The organism is Methanosarcina flavescens (assembly GCF_001304615.2).
GTDB lineage: Archaea > Halobacteriota > Methanosarcinia > Methanosarcinales > Methanosarcinaceae > Methanosarcina > Methanosarcina flavescens.
Genome location: NZ_CP032683.1, coordinates 2,116,105 through 2,131,852, shown reverse-complemented (window position 1 = coordinate 2,131,852; position 15,748 = coordinate 2,116,105). Strand labels below are relative to the sequence as shown.

General features: G+C 41.4%; 15 protein-coding genes and 1 tRNA gene. 8 read left to right on the top strand and 8 right to left on the bottom strand.

Features of this window, described 5'->3' with window-relative positions:
• The first annotated feature begins 235 nt into the window (after positions 1-235).
• Both AOB57_RS09435 and AOB57_RS14555 read left to right on the top strand, forming a co-directional pair.
• On the top strand, positions 236-712 hold the full coding sequence (locus AOB57_RS09435; protein WP_054298292.1) for a hypothetical protein: 477 nt from the start codon (positions 236-238) through the stop codon (positions 710-712).
• A complete protein-coding gene (locus tag AOB57_RS14555) occupies positions 690-965 on the top strand; it encodes a hypothetical protein (protein WP_054298293.1) in 276 nt (91 codons plus the stop codon). The genes AOB57_RS09435 and AOB57_RS14555 overlap by 23 nt, the downstream gene beginning before the upstream one ends.
• Positions 966-1,061: 96 nt before the next feature.
• Here the strand turns inward: AOB57_RS14555 and AOB57_RS09430 are convergent, their stop codons facing one another.
• Positions 1,062-2,708, bottom strand: a complete 1,647-nt coding sequence (locus AOB57_RS09430) for a vWA domain-containing protein (protein WP_226999462.1) — start codon at positions 2,706-2,708, stop codon at positions 1,062-1,064.
• Between the two features lie 218 nt (positions 2,709-2,926).
• Positions 2,927-4,441: an AAA family ATPase gene (locus tag AOB57_RS09425; RefSeq protein WP_054298295.1), complete on the bottom strand. Its 1,515-nt coding sequence runs from the start codon at positions 4,439-4,441 to the stop codon at positions 2,927-2,929.
• A 625-nt stretch (positions 4,442-5,066) separates the two neighbouring features.
• Here AOB57_RS09425 and AOB57_RS09420 point away from each other — a divergent pair.
• Entirely contained in the window at positions 5,067-5,810 is a 744-nt protein-coding gene (locus AOB57_RS09420; protein ID WP_054298296.1) for a HesA/MoeB/ThiF family protein, read from the top strand.
• A 118-nt stretch (positions 5,811-5,928) separates the two neighbouring features.
• Complete coding sequence (locus AOB57_RS09415) at positions 5,929-6,873, top strand: hypothetical protein (protein WP_054298297.1); 945 nt, start codon at positions 5,929-5,931, stop codon at positions 6,871-6,873.
• 196 nt (positions 6,874-7,069) lie between these two features.
• Here the strand turns inward: AOB57_RS09415 and AOB57_RS09410 are convergent, their stop codons facing one another.
• Complete coding sequence (locus AOB57_RS09410; RefSeq protein ID WP_054298298.1) at positions 7,070-7,528, bottom strand: peroxiredoxin; 459 nt, start codon at positions 7,526-7,528, stop codon at positions 7,070-7,072.
• Between the two features lie 292 nt (positions 7,529-7,820).
• Positions 7,821-7,894: transfer RNA gene (locus AOB57_RS09405), tRNA-Thr, on the bottom strand.
• Positions 7,895-7,987: 93 nt separating this feature from the next.
• On the opposite strand from AOB57_RS09405, the gene AOB57_RS09400 reads away from it, so the two are divergent.
• The 4 genes from AOB57_RS09400 (at position 7,988) to AOB57_RS09385 (ending at position 11,905) form a co-directional block, all read left to right on the top strand.
• Positions 7,988-8,680 carry an aldolase gene (locus AOB57_RS09400; protein ID WP_319592642.1) on the top strand — a complete coding sequence of 231 codons (693 nt, stop codon included), beginning with the start codon at positions 7,988-7,990 and terminating at the stop codon, positions 8,678-8,680.
• A 208-nt stretch (positions 8,681-8,888) separates the two neighbouring features.
• A complete protein-coding gene (locus AOB57_RS09395) occupies positions 8,889-9,500 on the top strand; it encodes a CDP-alcohol phosphatidyltransferase family protein (protein WP_054298299.1) in 612 nt (203 codons plus the stop codon).
• A gap of 116 nt (positions 9,501-9,616) precedes the next feature.
• Positions 9,617-10,057 carry an archease gene (locus AOB57_RS09390; RefSeq protein ID WP_054298300.1) on the top strand — a complete coding sequence of 147 codons (441 nt, stop codon included), beginning with the start codon at positions 9,617-9,619 and terminating at the stop codon, positions 10,055-10,057.
• Between the two features lie 345 nt (positions 10,058-10,402).
• Positions 10,403-11,905 (top strand): RtcB family protein, encoded by a 1,503-nt coding sequence (locus tag AOB57_RS09385; RefSeq protein WP_054298301.1) that lies wholly within the window; start codon positions 10,403-10,405, stop codon positions 11,903-11,905.
• 214 nt (positions 11,906-12,119) lie between these two features.
• Here the strand turns inward: AOB57_RS09385 and AOB57_RS09380 are convergent, their stop codons facing one another.
• The 4 genes from AOB57_RS09380 to AOB57_RS09365 all read right to left on the bottom strand — a co-directional run bounded on the left by AOB57_RS09380 (position 12,120) and on the right by AOB57_RS09365 (position 15,747).
• Positions 12,120-13,229, bottom strand: coding sequence for a hypothetical protein (locus tag AOB57_RS09380; protein WP_054298302.1), 1,110 nt, complete (start codon positions 13,227-13,229; stop codon positions 12,120-12,122).
• Positions 13,230-14,337: 1,108 nt separating this feature from the next.
• Positions 14,338-15,288, bottom strand: a complete 951-nt coding sequence (gene mtrH / locus AOB57_RS09375) for a tetrahydromethanopterin S-methyltransferase subunit H (protein WP_054298303.1) — start codon at positions 15,286-15,288, stop codon at positions 14,338-14,340.
• Between the two features lie 13 nt (positions 15,289-15,301).
• Entirely contained in the window at positions 15,302-15,520 is a 219-nt protein-coding gene (mtrG, locus tag AOB57_RS09370; RefSeq protein WP_054298304.1) for a tetrahydromethanopterin S-methyltransferase subunit MtrG, read from the bottom strand.
• An 11-nt stretch (positions 15,521-15,531) separates the two neighbouring features.
• The gene (locus AOB57_RS09365) at positions 15,532-15,747 is read right to left on the bottom strand and encodes a tetrahydromethanopterin S-methyltransferase subunit F (protein ID WP_054298305.1); all 216 of its coding nucleotides are present in this window, start codon (positions 15,745-15,747) and stop codon (positions 15,532-15,534) included.
• Position 15,748 lies beyond the last annotated feature (1 nt).

Below are 15,748 nucleotides of genomic sequence, written 5' to 3'. Positions count from 1 at the left end.
AGATATGGAAGTTTAAACTTTAGTAAAATGAGGAGCAGAAAATGTGTCATGTCTCAAAGTTAAGCTTTTTATAAGTAACTAATAATCAACTGGATTAAGATCGAGATAATTAAATTAATATATATGTAACAGCGAGTTGATACTAAAGTTACTTGAAATACGAATTACTCCGAGCAAACAAAATTTTTTGTTTTAAGAAGGAAGTCATTTGTTTTCATGAAGGAGTGCGTTTTTCTTGCTTAAAGAGAAAGTATTTTACAGACTTTCAGATGCAGGTTTCAGAGTAAGGAAGAAATCGGAATCCAGAAAGGCTTTATTCTACGAATCTCCTTTTGGGTCCAGCCCTATAATTGATGCTGATTTTGTTGAGATAGATGAGGATTTTTCCCGTAATCCGGATTCATCTTCGGAACTGGGTTCAGAATCAATTGATTCAGAGACATTGAAAAATTTCATAGAGTACCTTAGAACAAGATCGCGTGAGGAAATTTCAGAGATCTTTGAGGAAGTTCGTAAAATTCTGGAAAGCAGAGGTTCTGAAAGTAATTTCCGGGATGCGTCGGGAGAGGAGACCCCTATAAATCAAAGAGCAAGAATAAAAAATCTCAAAGGATGCTCTCAAAATTTTTCTGGAAACAGCTTCCTACGGAAGGAAGCACATAGTAAGCGCCTCAAAAACCGCTTCCTCAATGGCTTCTTCAATAGCGTCTGAAGGAAAAGAGTCAACAATAGATTCTTCGAAAAAGCTCAATAAAAAGTGGAATACCCTGAGTCCGAGAGACCGCAAAATCATTTCCGAACTGATAGTTGCAATGATCGAAATCGGATTGCTCAAAGGAGCCAGCCGGAGTAAACGGGCAGCTTTTGCAGTCATGTCGAGTATATCCAGGCATCAAACCCCAGCAAGAAAAGACCTGGAGGATTTCGCAGAAGGTCTGCAGAAAATTCTCAAGCGAGGGCGCTGAATAATAACAAAGATACGAAGGACGGATATCTAAAAATCCCCTGGAACCCGAAATCTCATGAAATTAAATTTTTCGGAAAATTAAAACTCAGAGAAATTAAAACCTGTAGGGTTTACTTATAGCTTTCACAAAACTTGCAGGGCTTTCTCCAACATTCCAATTTTCGGCGTTTTTTACGAGATATGTGTGATCAGAAACCTGTTCCAGTCCGCCAGCATCACAGTTTCCTATTATCAGGGAAAATATCCGGGCTCTTCTTGTGGCTTTTATCTCATTCCATTCTCGGATAAGTGGTCTCTCTGAAAGTTCGGAAATTCCATCGGTAAGGAAAAGAAGATCAGCTCCCTCAAAGGCTTTTTCATTCTTCATAGTTTTGAGACCTGCGTGAAGTGCAGTATTGAAATCGGTGCCGCCGCCGAAAGTAAATTTTAGGAACTCCAAAAATTCTTTGCCCATACGCTTTTTATTTGTAAGTTCGATTTCAACAGTCTGCCACCTCGAGGAAAAGAGAATTACTTTAACGTCTCTATTTTCCTTCAGCATTCTTTTTGCTACTGCAAGAAGCACGGCTTTTGCAAGAAGCTCGGGGCCTCCCCGCATTGATGCCGAGGTATCTACCAGAGCGATCACAGGCCCTTTTCTCTTTTTTCCTGCAGTATCCGAGTTCCAGTTTTCCCCTTTTAACTGGTACGTGAGAAGTTTTCCTTCAAGCATATCAGCATAGAATTTACGCCTCAGGAGAGGATTTTTCAGCTTTACGGCTTCTGCCGGTAGCAAGGTCTGGATATCGCCTGAAAAGGTAACCGAGTGAACCTCGCTTCTACTGTACGGTGAGAGGTTCATCTTTTTTGAGCCATATTCAAGTTCTATCCTGCCTACCTGTTCAAGAATCTTGTGAAGATCGGAACTCTTCCTGAGAATTGAGGCATATTTCTCAAGGTTTCCGAAATATTCCCTGTGAAGAGCCCTCAAGGAGTGATCCCAGGTTCTGCCCGGAAAGAGCATTGAAAGAATCTCGAGTACTTCGAGATGGTCTTCAAGAACAGGAATAAGCTCTTCAAGCTTTGCAACCACGCTCTCTTCTATAACAGACTCCAGTGCCTCTCCTGCCTGTTCTGATGACATGAACTTCAGAGTCGTTGAGGCGAGTTTCTCGGACCCCGCAGCTTTTCCAGCCTGTTGATATGGATTTTTTCTGATCTCGTACTCAGCGTCTTCAAGGGATTTTTCATGTTTGAAGGAGTTATCCTGTTTGATAGATTTTTCCTGTTTGAAAGCGTACTCCTGTTTTCCGTTTTCAATTGCCTGTCGAGTGGGCACATCCAGATTTTCCTGCAGTCGGAAATTATTCTCCGCATTTGTTATTCTGTTTCTTTCCCATACGGCTCGAGTTTCATCGATCAGGTTTCTTAGAGCATTAAGGCTTCTTTCGAGCGTTTTTGCAGACTTTTTTGAGAACTTTGATTCTTTTGTTCCATAATTATCCAGGAGTGTAAAAAGTTCCTCAAGCAGGGCTCTAAGAATAAAAACGCCTGCAAGGGGATTAGTTCCAGCAAGAGCTTTTATTTCGTTCCAGACCCTGAAATCTCTCAAACCTAGAAGGATCGGATAAAAAGCTCCGAATTTGCTAATAAATAGCTTTTCATCTTTTATCTTGTATCCATCCTCTAAGAATAACTCGTAAACAAGAATTTCAGCTATTTCCTCCCTAATTTGCCTCGGGATTTTTCTTGGAGTTGCCAAAACGCCCCTTAGCTCAATATTTAATATTGTGGAAGGATTAAAAGCATGGCTGAATGATAAAGATGAGCTTTGCCCCGAGATGCCTTCGAAACCTTCCTTTCGACTTTTTAATTCCTGCATATTTCTCCTTTTCCGAAAAATCTCCATACTTAAGAGATTTTCATGAGCTTTAAGAGACTTTATTTCAGTTATCTCTGTTTCTCAGAGAATTATCAGTTTCAGGCTACTTCTCCTGCTTTTTCAACGGCAACATCAAATATCCTGGGTTTTTCCAGCAGAAGCCGGATTTCGTTCAAAGTGCCTACAATCTCGTAAATATCCGTGTTTTTCGAGCGGTATTTCATAAGAATTTCCTGGCTGTCCTGCTCTGAGATCCAGATGTTTTCCCTTAATGTGTTCTCAAGCACTTTTTCCTCTTCCTGAATCTGCCTTCTGAAATAGTTCACCTTCTCTTCCAGATTTTCGTACTCTCTTTCATAGAGTTTCTTATCACCGTAATCGAGGCTAATCTTAAACTCAAATCCGTATTTCCTGCGGAATTGCTCTGCCAGAGATTCGAAATTCAGAGAGCTGTTCAGATTGCTGTAGCCAAGCCCGAAGCTGTAAGTGTGAGTTGGGAACTCGGTATGATGCTTCAGCAGGTCGAGGGCATTGTCAAATGTGAGGTTTCTCGGTATCTTGGCTCCTGAAAACCTTGAACTTTTCAGGCCGCCTGTTGTCTTGCGGTCTTCTTCATAGCATTTGTTACAGGTTACGAGATCTGGGAGTTCCTGCTGCAGGCAGCTGTAGATGGAATTTTTCAGGTCAAGAATATCAAGTTTTAATTTGCCTGTATCCGTACCCCCTGATACAACTCTATCCAGAATGATCTTCCTGATCGCTTCCTTCTGTTCAGGCACATCCCAGAGCATATGCTGTAGCAGGACTGCTGTCATTCGGTTTACGCTGGAATGCCCGTTTACCACTGAGGCTACCCTGAGAATATTCACAATTTTCTTCCAGCGTCTATCTGAGACAAAAATATTGGAGTTCTTAAGTTCTCTTCTGAGTGCCTTTATAACTGCCCGAACTTCGGTGTCAACCGGTAGATCTCTTGCACGTCTCTGGACTTCCCTTATGTCTTCTATACTGAGTTTTGTATAGGGTACGAAATCATCGGTGTTTTTAAAGATAAGATCTTCAAGGTTCTCCTCATGCTGAATATAATCCACCTTGTACCTGAACAGAAAACGGTCGTAAAGCGCTTCGAGGCTTTCGTCTTCTTCAGGCAGCTCATTTGAAGCCCCGAAAACGGAAAAAAGAGGCACCTCCACAAGTTCCTTGCCGTTATGGTACTTCCTCTCGTTTAGCACAGTCAGCAGACTGTTTAAGATGGAGCTGTTTGCCTTGAAGATCTCATCAAGCAGGGCTATATGGGCAGTTGGAAGGTAGCCCTCTATCCGCCTGCTGAATTCGTCCCTCTCAAGCGCCTTAAGGGAAAGCGGTCCAAACACCTCTTCAGGCGTCGAAAAACGGGTCAGAAGATAATGGAAAAAGTTCCCCCCTTCAATGGTTTCACAGATTTTATTTGCAAGCAGGGTCTTTGCAGTCCCAGGAGGCCCCAGTAAGAGGACGTGTTCACCGGAGAGGAGTGCAAGAAGAGACCCATTGATTTCAGCATCCCGTTCTTTAAAATATTCTGAAAACTCCTGTTTGATATTAATAATTGTATTTTTTAAATCAAGAACTCTCATAAACTCCAGAACCTTTGTAGATTTTTCTTCTTCGGCATCTTGTCTATAGTATGCAAGAAAGCTGCTACAACAGTGAATTGAGATAGCCGGTCAAAATAATGTTAAAAATGAACTTTTTATTTTTATGGGCCGTGCCTTAATTAATTTTTCTAAAATTATTGCCCCTGCCACCAATATGCCTGCTGGTTATGTTTCTTCTCAGTGATATATCTTTCTGCCTTAGTCCTCAAGTCCAGATTTTATTGGATTCCGTGCGCCATTCTGGTACCCAACAGATTAAAGTTCCTGTTCTTCCTTTTACCACCCGAAGAAGTTATGCGTTAGAAAGTCGTTCATCAATGAATACTCAAATTTACCTGAAATAAAAGTACTCCTGCTGACGAAAAACAGGAAGTCATATATAAAATAGAAAAATCTTGAGTTATTCCATACTTAGAGATTAATCAATATTTAAACTAATCAATATTTAAACTGATCAATATTTAAACTGATCAATATTTAAACTAATTAATATTTAAACTAATCAATACTCAAACTAATCAATACTCAAACTAATCAATACTCAAACTAATCAATATTTAAAGTAATCAATACTTAGATTAATAAATACTCCGGAAGTCCTTGCATGAATGATCTCGAACGTGAAAAATACAGCCGGCAAATCCTTCTTTTTGGAGAAGAAGGGCAGGAAAGATTGAAGAATGCAAGAGTACTTGTTGCCGGGGCAGGCGGGCTGGGAAGTCCGATTTCCACCTATCTCGCAATAGCCGGGGTCGGAAAAATAATCCTTGCGGATTTTGATTTCGTTGAGGCAAGCAATTTAAACAGGCAGTTCCTGCATCATGAGAAGGACATTGGAAGGCTTAAGGTAGAGTCAGCAAAGGAAAAATTGCTTTCCATGAATCCGGATATTAAGGTTGAAACCATAGCAGAGATGCTTACCGAATCAAATCTCGAAGTCCTGGTTCCTGAGTGTGACGTTATAGTTGATGCACTTGATAACCTTGAAACTAGACACATGCTTAACAGGCTTGCCATAAAAAGAAGGATCCCTTTAATTCATGGAGCAGTTACAGGCTATGACGGACAGGTAACAACGATAATACCTGGGGAAACCCCCTGCTTTTACTGTATTTTTCCACGCATCTCCAGGAAGGAAGTATTTCCGGTTTTAGGAGTTACTCCAGGCATCATCGGTTCCATACAGGCAAATGAGGCAATTAAATTTCTGACAGGGCAGGGGAAGCTTCTGGAAGGTCGTCTTCTATTCTGGAATGGGCTGTCAGGGAATTTCACTGAAATTTCACTTTCAAAGCTAAATAATTGTCCGATTTGTGGATATCTCAATGAAAAAGGCGAAAATAAATGAGGGTTTTACCTTTCTGAGCCGGGGTAAACCTTTATTTCAATTCTTTGCTGCATATTGGTCAATTTTTATATATCTTTAGTTATAATATCCTATTGGGTATCTTGTGCGAGGGGATTCAATGAAAAGGAAGGCCAGACCAGTTGAGAATGAGGTCAATGTTTGGAACAGCGACTCAAATTTGCTATGGGCTTACGGATTCCAGGATCTAAGTACGCCAACCGGTAACTTACCTTCTCCTTCTATCCCGAATGCGCCTTATTTTGACCTTAGGATCTATCGTGAATCCAGGGTAAAATCATTAATCAGGGTACACAGTAAAGATATGTACCGGCTGCTTGAGAAAGTTCACTTTGATGGAAACTACTACAGGGTAAAGTGTACAAACTCAGGAGGATGGGAATACTGCTGGGACCTGGCTGTCAGGGTTCAGTTTTTCGGAAAAATGCTGGGAATGACTCTTTATCCCAAACGCCTGGTATCAAAGAAAGAAAAGAGGATTATCTACAGGTCCATAATCATTGTTAACCCTTATCAGCTCTGGGATGAGGCTCTCGTAAGCAAATTCTGGAACTTGCAGGAAAGAGTTGAATTTCTGATAGCCAGAATTCTTTTTCACGAGTGCATTCATGTTATGATCTCACTTGGGAATATCCTGCCTTCAGGTTTCGGAAATACGGACATTTATCTTGAATTCAGGAAGATACTGGAAGTCTCAACCTCCAATAAACTTTCCACTGAACTTCATAATGTACAGTTCCGCCTCTGGAACCTTGTTTTATTTGGAGCATCGGGCACTGAAAGTGAAAAAGAGCTACTTGAGAGGGTTCAGGAGATATACGAGTTCCTTATTAACGAGAAGTACAGCAACGAGAAGACCGGAAAAGCTTTCCGTTCTCCTTCAGATAACAAGAAAATTGCCAGAAAATACGCATGGGTGGCAGCTGTCAAAGCTGGAGGAAATATACAGGTTAGCAAAAGAATCTGGCAGATGGAGGTCCGCAGGCTTAGCATAGCACTGAGACAACTCTTTGATGGAATCGACACAGAGTTAAGGAATGCTTGACTCAGATCGAATTGAAAATTAAATAATAAGGTTTAAAATAAAATTGAAAATGTAACCTTTTAGGAATATTGAGCTAATTAGTTTTCTGATTAGTTTTCTGACTACCCCAATATTATTCATTTTTCCTGCTATTGCCCTGTCATCTATTGTTTACTTTTCCTGTTACTGTTTTATTCTTCAGAGCCGATCCTGTATCTTACTGTTCCAGAACTTTTGCGATCTTTGACATATCAGGAAGTTCACGCACAGGATATACTTCGAGAAATATGATTTTCTGATTTTCATCGATAACTATGTTAGCCCTCTCAGAGACTCCTTCTTTTTCCCTGAAGATTCCATATTTTCTGGCAACCTCCCCATGAGGCCAGAAATCCGAAAGAAGTTTGATGTGCGTAATTCCCAGTTCCCGTGCCCAGGCTTTTTTCGATGGCGCGGGATCGACACTTATGCCAAAGGCAACTGTGTTCAACCTGTCGAACATCTCGTGGTTTTCTTCAAGCAATTTCATCTGTTCAGAACACACACTTGTCCAGGCAAGCGGATGAAATGATAGAAGTACTTTCTTACCAGCGAAGTCGTAAAGGTGAACTTTTTTTTGGCTCTGGTCTTTTAATGTGAAGTCCTGAATTTTATCCCCGATTTTAATCTCGTTCATAGTGAATTTCCCCAATTTTAATTTTGTTCATAGTAGATTCCCCAATTAAATAAAATCACTTATGTTTAATAAATTGTCTGTCCACCAAATTGTTAACACTTTTTACAGCATGGGACGCGAATATGAACTGCGAGAAAGGCTCAAAGATAATTCAGGTTTAAAGGTCATGTGGGAGATGCCATAAATTGCAAAGAAGTCACATGAGAAAGTGGCACAGATCGTAAGAAAACAAAGAAAAATTGTTAGAAACCAAGATCGGATAAGAAAAAGAGGAATTATAAGGTTAATAAGAAGCCTCGTGCGTGATTCGAACACGCGACCTAGTGATTACAAGTCACTCGCTCTACCGGGCTGAGCCAACGAGGCAAACTGTAAATGCTGCGATTTATCTAAATACAATACTCACAGATAAACTTTATGGCAGGTTTCCCTTTCCAAAAGCCTTCCGTCATGTTTAAGTTGAGTTATTTTCTTCTTTTTGCCGGACTTCAGAAGAATAAGTACATAAGCCTTATGGCGTTCTTGGTCTATATACCGCTTAAAATGTGGCAGGAAATCGCAAAATATGGGCGCAAGCTGGTCGAACACGGGCTTGTCGAGTCAAACTTTGGAAATATAAGTATCAGGGCTGGAAACAGGATGCTTATTACCCGGACAGGGGCGGCACTTGATGAAATTACAGAAAACAATGTTGTTGAAGTTGATATTCAGGACACTTCCTCCCTTGATATAATTGCATCTTCCGAAGCTGTCGTACACAGGGAGATTTACAGGCAGACCTCAGCGCTTGCAATTATTCATGCCCATTCTGCTTATTCGGTTGTTGAATCCCTGCTCGCAGGCCCTGAGGGAAAAATTACGCCTGTGGACAGCGAAGGGCAGTATTTCCTCGGGGAGATCCCGATTGTAGGAGGAGGCATAGGCAGCCGCGAGCTTGCAGGGAATCTTGCAAACGCACTCTCAAGATACAGAGGCGCTATAGTTTACAGTCACGGTACATTTGCAATCGGGAGAACACTCGGAGATGCATATATCATAACCACGCAGCTTGAACACTCCTGTAAAGTTAAGTACCTGTACGATCGTGCGGCAACAGGGGAAAAAATAAGTAAGCCAAACGAGCGCTCGTTTGATCCGCGTTTCTATTTATGATTGCATAAGAGCAAAAGAAAAAAATAAGTAAGCTTATCTAGTGAATGAGCGGATAACCACACAGCCTTAAGTATAAATATAAAAAACAGGTAAACACAGAAACAATATAAATAAGCAGATCCAAACCGGGATACTTAACAAAATAAGATGCCTGTTTTTCAGGCAGTTTTCTATTACGATATCACCTAAAGGAAGAATCTCGAGTACCATGACGTTTAATACCCTGAGACCTTTTGCCTCAAAAGTAATCGAACCACTGGCAGAATTTTTCGTTAGATATGAGGTCTCACCCAATACAGTGTCCATAGCTTCCCTAATCTGTGCATTTTTTGCAGGTCTTAGTTTTTACTACTCACCTGCATCCAGAGAATTCGTCCTGCTGGCAGGCTTTCTGGTAATCTTTAACTCGATTTTTGATGCCCTTGACGGGGTAATTGCACGAAAGGCAAATAGGGCTACTCCCAGGGGCGATTTTCTGGATCACGTTATCGACCGCTACTCGGATGTCTTTATAATCTGCAGCATTTTTTTTGCAGATTATGTCCCCTGGCAGGTTGGGGTTGTGGCAATTGTGGGAGTACAGCTTACCAGCTATCTAGGAACCCAGGCTCAGGCGCTCAATCTAGGGAGATATTATGGAGGGATAATGGGCAGGGCAGACCGGCTTGTAGTCGTAATTCTTGCAGCTTTCGGAAACTTTGCCTTTTCATCCCCGATTGCAGGTTTTCCGATCCTTGGCTGGGCTGTTATCCTGATTGCTGTAACCAGCCACATAACAGCTATTCAGAGAATTCTTTATATCTGGAAGAAATTAGACTGAAAGTACTTTTTAAAAAATTTCGTAAACTCAATTTTTCCTGATTTATAAATTTCTTCTGATCTACACAGGTTTTTGCAGCGAATAGTTTAAGGTACACAAAAGCACAATACTTGACTATGCCATCTCAAGGAAAACAATATGAATATCTGGAACATACCGCAGATATCAAGTTCATAGCTTATGGGAAGTCCCTGGAAGAAATGTTTGAGAATTCGGCTCTCGCTATGTTCAATGTTATGATTGATACAGGGCAGGTCTCTGGAGAAACCCAAAAAGAAATTTTTCTCAAAGCACCTGACCTGGAATCCCTGCTTGTTGACTGGCTTTCCGAACTTTTATATGTATTTGAAGTTGATGAGATTGTTTTCAGGGAATTTAAAGTTGAGAAAATTAAGGAAGAAGCCGGTGAATACTCGATAACAGCTCAAGCACTTGGCGAAGAGTACTATCCCGAAAGCCATCCCTTTGAGACCGAAATCAAGGCTGTTACTTATAACCAGCTGGAAATAACAAAAATCGACGATGGCTGGAAGGTTCAAGTCGTTGTGGATATTTAAGCGAGCAGAAACTTTCTCCCTTATCCGCCGGTAACTGGCTATTTTTCCTCCAGTTCTTCTGTACTATGCATAGCTTCATGTATGTGAATTATCCTATTCTGCATTACAAGGTCTCAAGTTTAGTTATCTAGTCCTGAGCTCATTCAATCGTGTTTAGACCGATTTTGTTATATTGAAATAATAATATCATTGCGTTTTCAAAAATCAATGTAGCCTTAATCCAGCCTTGCACAATGTATCCAGATTACGTTTCAGAAATAACTTGCAGAAATTCAGGAAACAGAAGGTAAATTAATAGTCCCAGAATTATATTCATAAAATATAGAGGAGCAGGGAGTATCAATCATGGCAGAGAGCGAAGATATAGCTATTGACGATTTAAGCACAGAATATGCGAAGGGGGATGTAAGGAATATGGTCAGGAAGCTTTCCGAAAATAACTGGGAAATCCCTATTGGACATATCCCTAATATGCGGGTTCCAGGCCGCCTGTTTGTATCCGAAAACTTACTCGATGGGATTGAACCCGGGACTATTGACCAGATTGCAAATGTGGCAACTCTCCCTGGCATCCAGAAATATTCCATGGCAATGCCTGACGCCCATCTTGGATATGGTTTTGCCATTGGGGGAGTAGCGGCTTTTGACATGGAAGAAGGGATCATCAGCCCTGGAGGGGTTGGTTTTGATATCAACTGCGGAGTAAGGCTAATTCGTACCAAACTTCAGAAGGAGGAGGTAATTCCTAACATAAAGACATTAACCGACGAGCTTTTTAAGAATATTCCCGCAGGTGTTGGTTCCAAAAGTCGGTTCAGGGCTTCAGATAAGGAGCTTGACTGTGCTTTTCTTGAGGGTGCAAAATGGGCTGTGGAAGCTGGATATGGTGTGGAAGCTGATACTGAATATTGTGAAGCAAACGGGTATATGGAAGGTGCTGACCCTTCCCATGTAAGTACGAAAGCCAGAAACCGGGGTAAACCTCAGCTAGGAACGCTAGGAAGCGGCAACCATTTCCTTGAGGTTCAGTATGTCGATAAAATCTATGATCAAGAAATGGCTTCAACCTTCGGGCTTGAAGAAGGTCAGGTCACTGTAATGATTCACTGCGGGTCAAGGGGTGCAGGGCATCAGATATGTACTGACTATCTAAAGGAACTCTCTAAGGCTGTAAAGGACCATAAGATTGAGATTCCTGATAAACAGCTTGCCTGTGCCCCTGCCCAGTCAAGGGAAGCTCAGAACTACTTTAAGGCTATGCTCTGCGCTGCAAATTATGCGTGGGCAAACCGTCAGATGATCACGCACTGGACGAGGGAATCATTTGAAAATGTATTCGGGAGAGACGCTGAAGACCTGGGCATGAACCTGCTTTATGACGTTGCTCACAATGTAGCAAAACTTGAAGAACATACCGTGGACGGCAAGAAAAAAGAAGTGTATGTACACAGAAAAGGGGCAACAAGGGCATTTCCTCCAGGACATCCTGAAGTCCCTGCCGTGTACAGGGATGTAGGGCAACCAGTTTTGATTCCAGGAAGCATGGGAACTCCATCCTTTATATTATGCGGTTCGAAAGAGGCTATGGATATCTCTTTCGGCAGCGCCTGCCACGGAGCAGGAAGAGTAATGAGCAGAGCACAAGCAAAGAAAGAATTCCGCGGACAAAACGTAAAAGACAACCTTGAGGCTCAGGGCATTACGATAAGAGCCGCGCATCCATCAGTGATTGCAGAGGAAGCTCCAGGCGTATACAAATCCAGCAGTGAGGTGGTAAATGTCGTACATGAGCTTGGCATTGCCCGTAAGGTCGCAAGAGTTCTTCCTTTAGGGGTTACAAAAGGCTGAATTAGATAACGAAAAGCAGTAAGCCATATAATGACAGGCATTAGACATCGAAAATTTAGGGAGAACTTTAGCTCAGGCTGAAGTTTTTACTTTCTGATTTCTTCAAATATTTCTTTAATGCTCTATTTAATATCTCTCTATTGGTATTTCTTCCATTAATGCTCTCTCAGAGATCTCTTCAGTATATATTCCTTAATATTTTCTTTTAAGGTTTTCAGTGTCTTCTGTCATCCTCCATCAGATAGGGGTCCAGACTATCATGTTTTCGTTCCTGAAAGAATCGGAATTCGATCATGCTTGAATAGGAGGATGTCTCAAAAGGTGTGCCGTTTTCCCTGAATATGTTCGAGAAGTATGCAACAAGATTGCGGATAACCCTTTCATCTTTGAAGTCATGGTAGATGGTTACTGACTCGTTTCCGGGTTCAAGGGAAATCTCTATATTCTTGGCAAGTTGAGTTGCCAGGTACATTCTCCTGAAATGAACCAGTAAATCCGGAAGGGCCATATCACATACAGACTGCTTACATAAGCGCTCAAGGATTTTTGTAGGGTTTGGAACTTCCCCGGTTGCAAAAACTTCAAACTGGTTCCTATGAAGAGTCACGAGATTAAACCTTTCAACGTTATAAGTATACATTAGCTGAGTCCAGAACTCGGTATTTTCGTCCAGCTCTCTGCATAAAATATCAAGGTACCCAAAGTGCTTCAGAATTCCGGGCATAGTCTCGTTCGAGGAGGTAGAGGAGTTCCTTCTGAAAGAAATCTGGGTCGAGTTTGATCTTCTGAAAACATGCTCAACATCGAGCTGTTTCCACTTGGAAAGGAAATGAGCCACCAGCTGGGCAAAAAAGTCTCTGCTATGTACAGTAGAATTGGAAATAATTACCAGTGCAGACTCAGGATTATTAATATCTTCACACTTTATTGAAGTCCGAATTGCCCAGTGATAGCTTCTTGAAACCCTATTAAGGTGATCTTCAAGCTGCTTCATATCGTGAATCTCAAACGGATTGATGAGTTCATTAACAAGCTCTTCATCAGTGAGCCTGCCTTTCGTACACCTGAATAACCATTCAAGCATTGTTTTATTTATAACGATATTTTCTCCGCTCTGAATTGTATCGTTTAACTCCTCTTTTGCAGGAGTTTCTTTTAAAAATTGGATTGCTTCATCAATACTTTTATGATATGTAAGAGCTGTATCCGCAATCTCAATAGTATCCCTGACTGCAGCGCTCAAATTCCCATTATTGGCATCTAGAAGGGGCTGTAACTTTTTAAGGTACTTATCATCCAGGGATATATTTTTTCTGATCAGCATATTTCCACCCGATACCCGGTTTCCTGGTTCTTTATGCTATGATCCGTTTTGGTGACCGCAAGTTCAGGACTTTTTATGGCTTCCGGTTTAAAAGCTAGAAAAAACGCTTTTACAATGAGATATTCTGTGAACTTAAAAGTTTTTACTTAGAACCCTGTTTAGGTACTGGTAAGTGCTACCAAATATTAAACCTTTCTATTTAGTATCATTTCTTAGTAATTAGAGTTAATACAGGTTCCAACATACTCCATAGGAGAAGCCATTAATCCCGGAGTATCGTATGATTTATGTGATTATAAATACTGAAGAGTTAATTCGACACAAGTTTTCAGACATGGTCTTAATTTCAAATTTAGATTAAGATTTCTTTTAATATCGGGCAAGAAACTTGATAACTAACCGCAAACAGATGACAATGGTTCACAATTCTTTATATATATATGTTAAGACAGTGTACAACATGTTCATTAAAAAGGTTGGTATATAAATCGGACTGCTATAACCTGGAAGATTGTGTTGTTGATTTCGCCCTTTTCTTACAGTTTGTCCAGCCTATGATTATTTACTCTAATTTAATCTCAAAGACATAGGTTGACATTTACAAAAACTGTGGATTTGGGAGTAGATGATACAATTCCTGCCTGAGTGCGGGAGTAAAAACTCACAGGTTATAACGATTTCCCTGATAACTCACAATCTTCAAAGGCGATAACAGTCCCAGAAAGCGAGTTTGGGAGTGGATTCATAAGTACCTGGCAGGTTCAGATGGAGTAATTAGCCAGCCAGGGACTTTCTCCTGAGAAATAACGTAGATCTTTTAGTATCATTTTCTTTTCATTATCTTTTCAGTCTTTTTCTTTATGTTCATTTATAGCATAGTTTCTGGCTCACATAAATCAGAATTTCCCAATTTGCCTGAAAGTACATTTAAAAGTAGTTAATTAGAACTAAAAATTCGGCAGAAATACATGAAGACTAAAGCCAGATGGGTTAGGAGAACAAATGCCAGTGCTTGATAAAAAGCCACAATAGTTTAGAAAATAAGAAAAAGCAAAGGAAAATTTCCTCTGCTTTGAGTCCTGAGACTCTTTTAGTTTTTCCAATTCGTTTATGTCAGTTTGGTTACCGGGTGGTCTGCCAGATCTGCGATCTCGATGCCGAGTTCCTTTGCAGTTTCACCGAGCATGATGTCGACCATCGCAACAGCTGGGAAGATCTGGTTGACGTTCTCGATAGGACCGTAGAGCAGATAGTCCGAACCTGCAATCTGAGCTACCAGGTTAGTACCAATGTCTGAAGGCATGTAGATTGCCTTTGGATCAGGCTGAGTCTTCTTGAATTTGCGGAGCCAGTCCCATGCAGAAGCCATGTTGTGGTATCCACCGCCGATTGGCAGCCCGAATCTTGCTTTCAGTGTGGGTACCGAGCGGATAGTAGCACCGGAACCTGCACCAAGAGGCATGGCTGCGACGTCGATAATTGGGTACTTTATTCCACATTCCTTTGCGACCTGGAGCATACCCTTGGTTTGTCCGGAACCGCCGACTTCAAGGATATCTATCTTTCCTTTTACGGTCGGATCAGTTGCGTTGAAAGCCAGAACGATTGCAGCTGTTACATCGCTATCTGTGAGAGCATCGATTTCTTCCTGTTCTATACTTGCGTTAATCGAGTTGTGGATTGCCCTGTCTGCAACACCAATTTCAGTACAGTACTGAGCTGCTGCTGCACGCACGTTTCCGGCTGAGGAGTCAATCAGGAAAGGTGTCCTGTCATCGATTTCGACGAACCAGTCGATATAACGCTTAATTGATTCAGGGGTTTCTCCTACAATCTGGTTTACATAGGGGAGCCCAGTTTCATCGCTCAGTGAGACCTGGGTGTTCCAGAGATTTTCTGCGGCTGCTCTGTCAAAAATACCCTTGTCCTCGTCAGTCACAATCTTGTGTCTTGCATAGAACATGGTACTGACTAATACGGTTGGGTATTCGCCCGGCTGTCCGCCGAACTTAACTCCACCGATTTCAAAAACTTCCTGTTTCTTGTCAAACTTGAACATTTTGATCCCTCATTTATATGAACATTGATGATATCTGGACATAGATCAGGAAGAGCAGCAGGCCAATAACTCCGCCGTACAGAATTCCGATATCTCTTCCTACTTTCTTTCCAATTCTCTGCGCAATTTCACTGTTGACAAACTCAATCTTTTCATCAATCGTGTCGAGCCTTTTCATTACTTCATTAAACTCGCTTGGCTCTACAAACGCTGCTGGTGCTTTTCCATCCATATTTCTTCACCTCACCAGACCAGTATTGGGAGTACAACGACCATCAGCAGTGAAAAGAGGAAACCTGCTGCAAAGCCAATTATTCCGGTAGACATAACCCCGGAATCCAGCTTCTGGTTTCTCGCAATCAATTGTGCTCTATATCGAATGCTCTCAACAGTAGCATCAATTGCGCCCATCTGAGGAGCAAGCACCATTGGTACGCCTTTATCATATTCTTCTGACATT

Coding starts and splice junctions, on each gene's coding strand:
- AOB57_RS14555 (WP_054298293.1), top strand. CDS start 690: ATGGCTTCTTCAATAGCGTCTGAAGGAAAAGAGTCAACAATAGATTCT.
- AOB57_RS09425 (WP_054298295.1), bottom strand. CDS start 4,441: ATGAGAGTTCTTGATTTAAAAAATACAATTATTAATATCAAACAGGAG.
- AOB57_RS09420 (WP_054298296.1), top strand. CDS start 5,067: ATGAATGATCTCGAACGTGAAAAATACAGCCGGCAAATCCTTCTTTTT.
- AOB57_RS09415 (WP_054298297.1), top strand. CDS start 5,929: ATGAAAAGGAAGGCCAGACCAGTTGAGAATGAGGTCAATGTTTGGAAC.
- AOB57_RS09410 (WP_054298298.1), bottom strand. CDS start 7,528: ATGAACGAGATTAAAATCGGGGATAAAATTCAGGACTTCACATTAAAA.
- AOB57_RS09395 (WP_054298299.1), top strand. CDS start 8,889: ATGACGTTTAATACCCTGAGACCTTTTGCCTCAAAAGTAATCGAACCA.
- AOB57_RS09390 (WP_054298300.1), top strand. CDS start 9,617: ATGCCATCTCAAGGAAAACAATATGAATATCTGGAACATACCGCAGAT.
- AOB57_RS09385 (WP_054298301.1), top strand. CDS start 10,403: ATGGCAGAGAGCGAAGATATAGCTATTGACGATTTAAGCACAGAATAT.
- AOB57_RS09380 (WP_054298302.1), bottom strand. CDS start 13,229: ATGCTGATCAGAAAAAATATATCCCTGGATGATAAGTACCTTAAAAAG.
- mtrH (WP_054298303.1), bottom strand. CDS start 15,288: ATGTTCAAGTTTGACAAGAAACAGGAAGTTTTTGAAATCGGTGGAGTT.
- mtrG (WP_054298304.1), bottom strand. CDS start 15,520: ATGGATGGAAAAGCACCAGCAGCGTTTGTAGAGCCAAGCGAGTTTAAT.
- AOB57_RS09365 (WP_054298305.1), bottom strand. CDS start 15,747: ATGTCAGAAGAATATGATAAAGGCGTACCAATGGTGCTTGCTCCTCAG.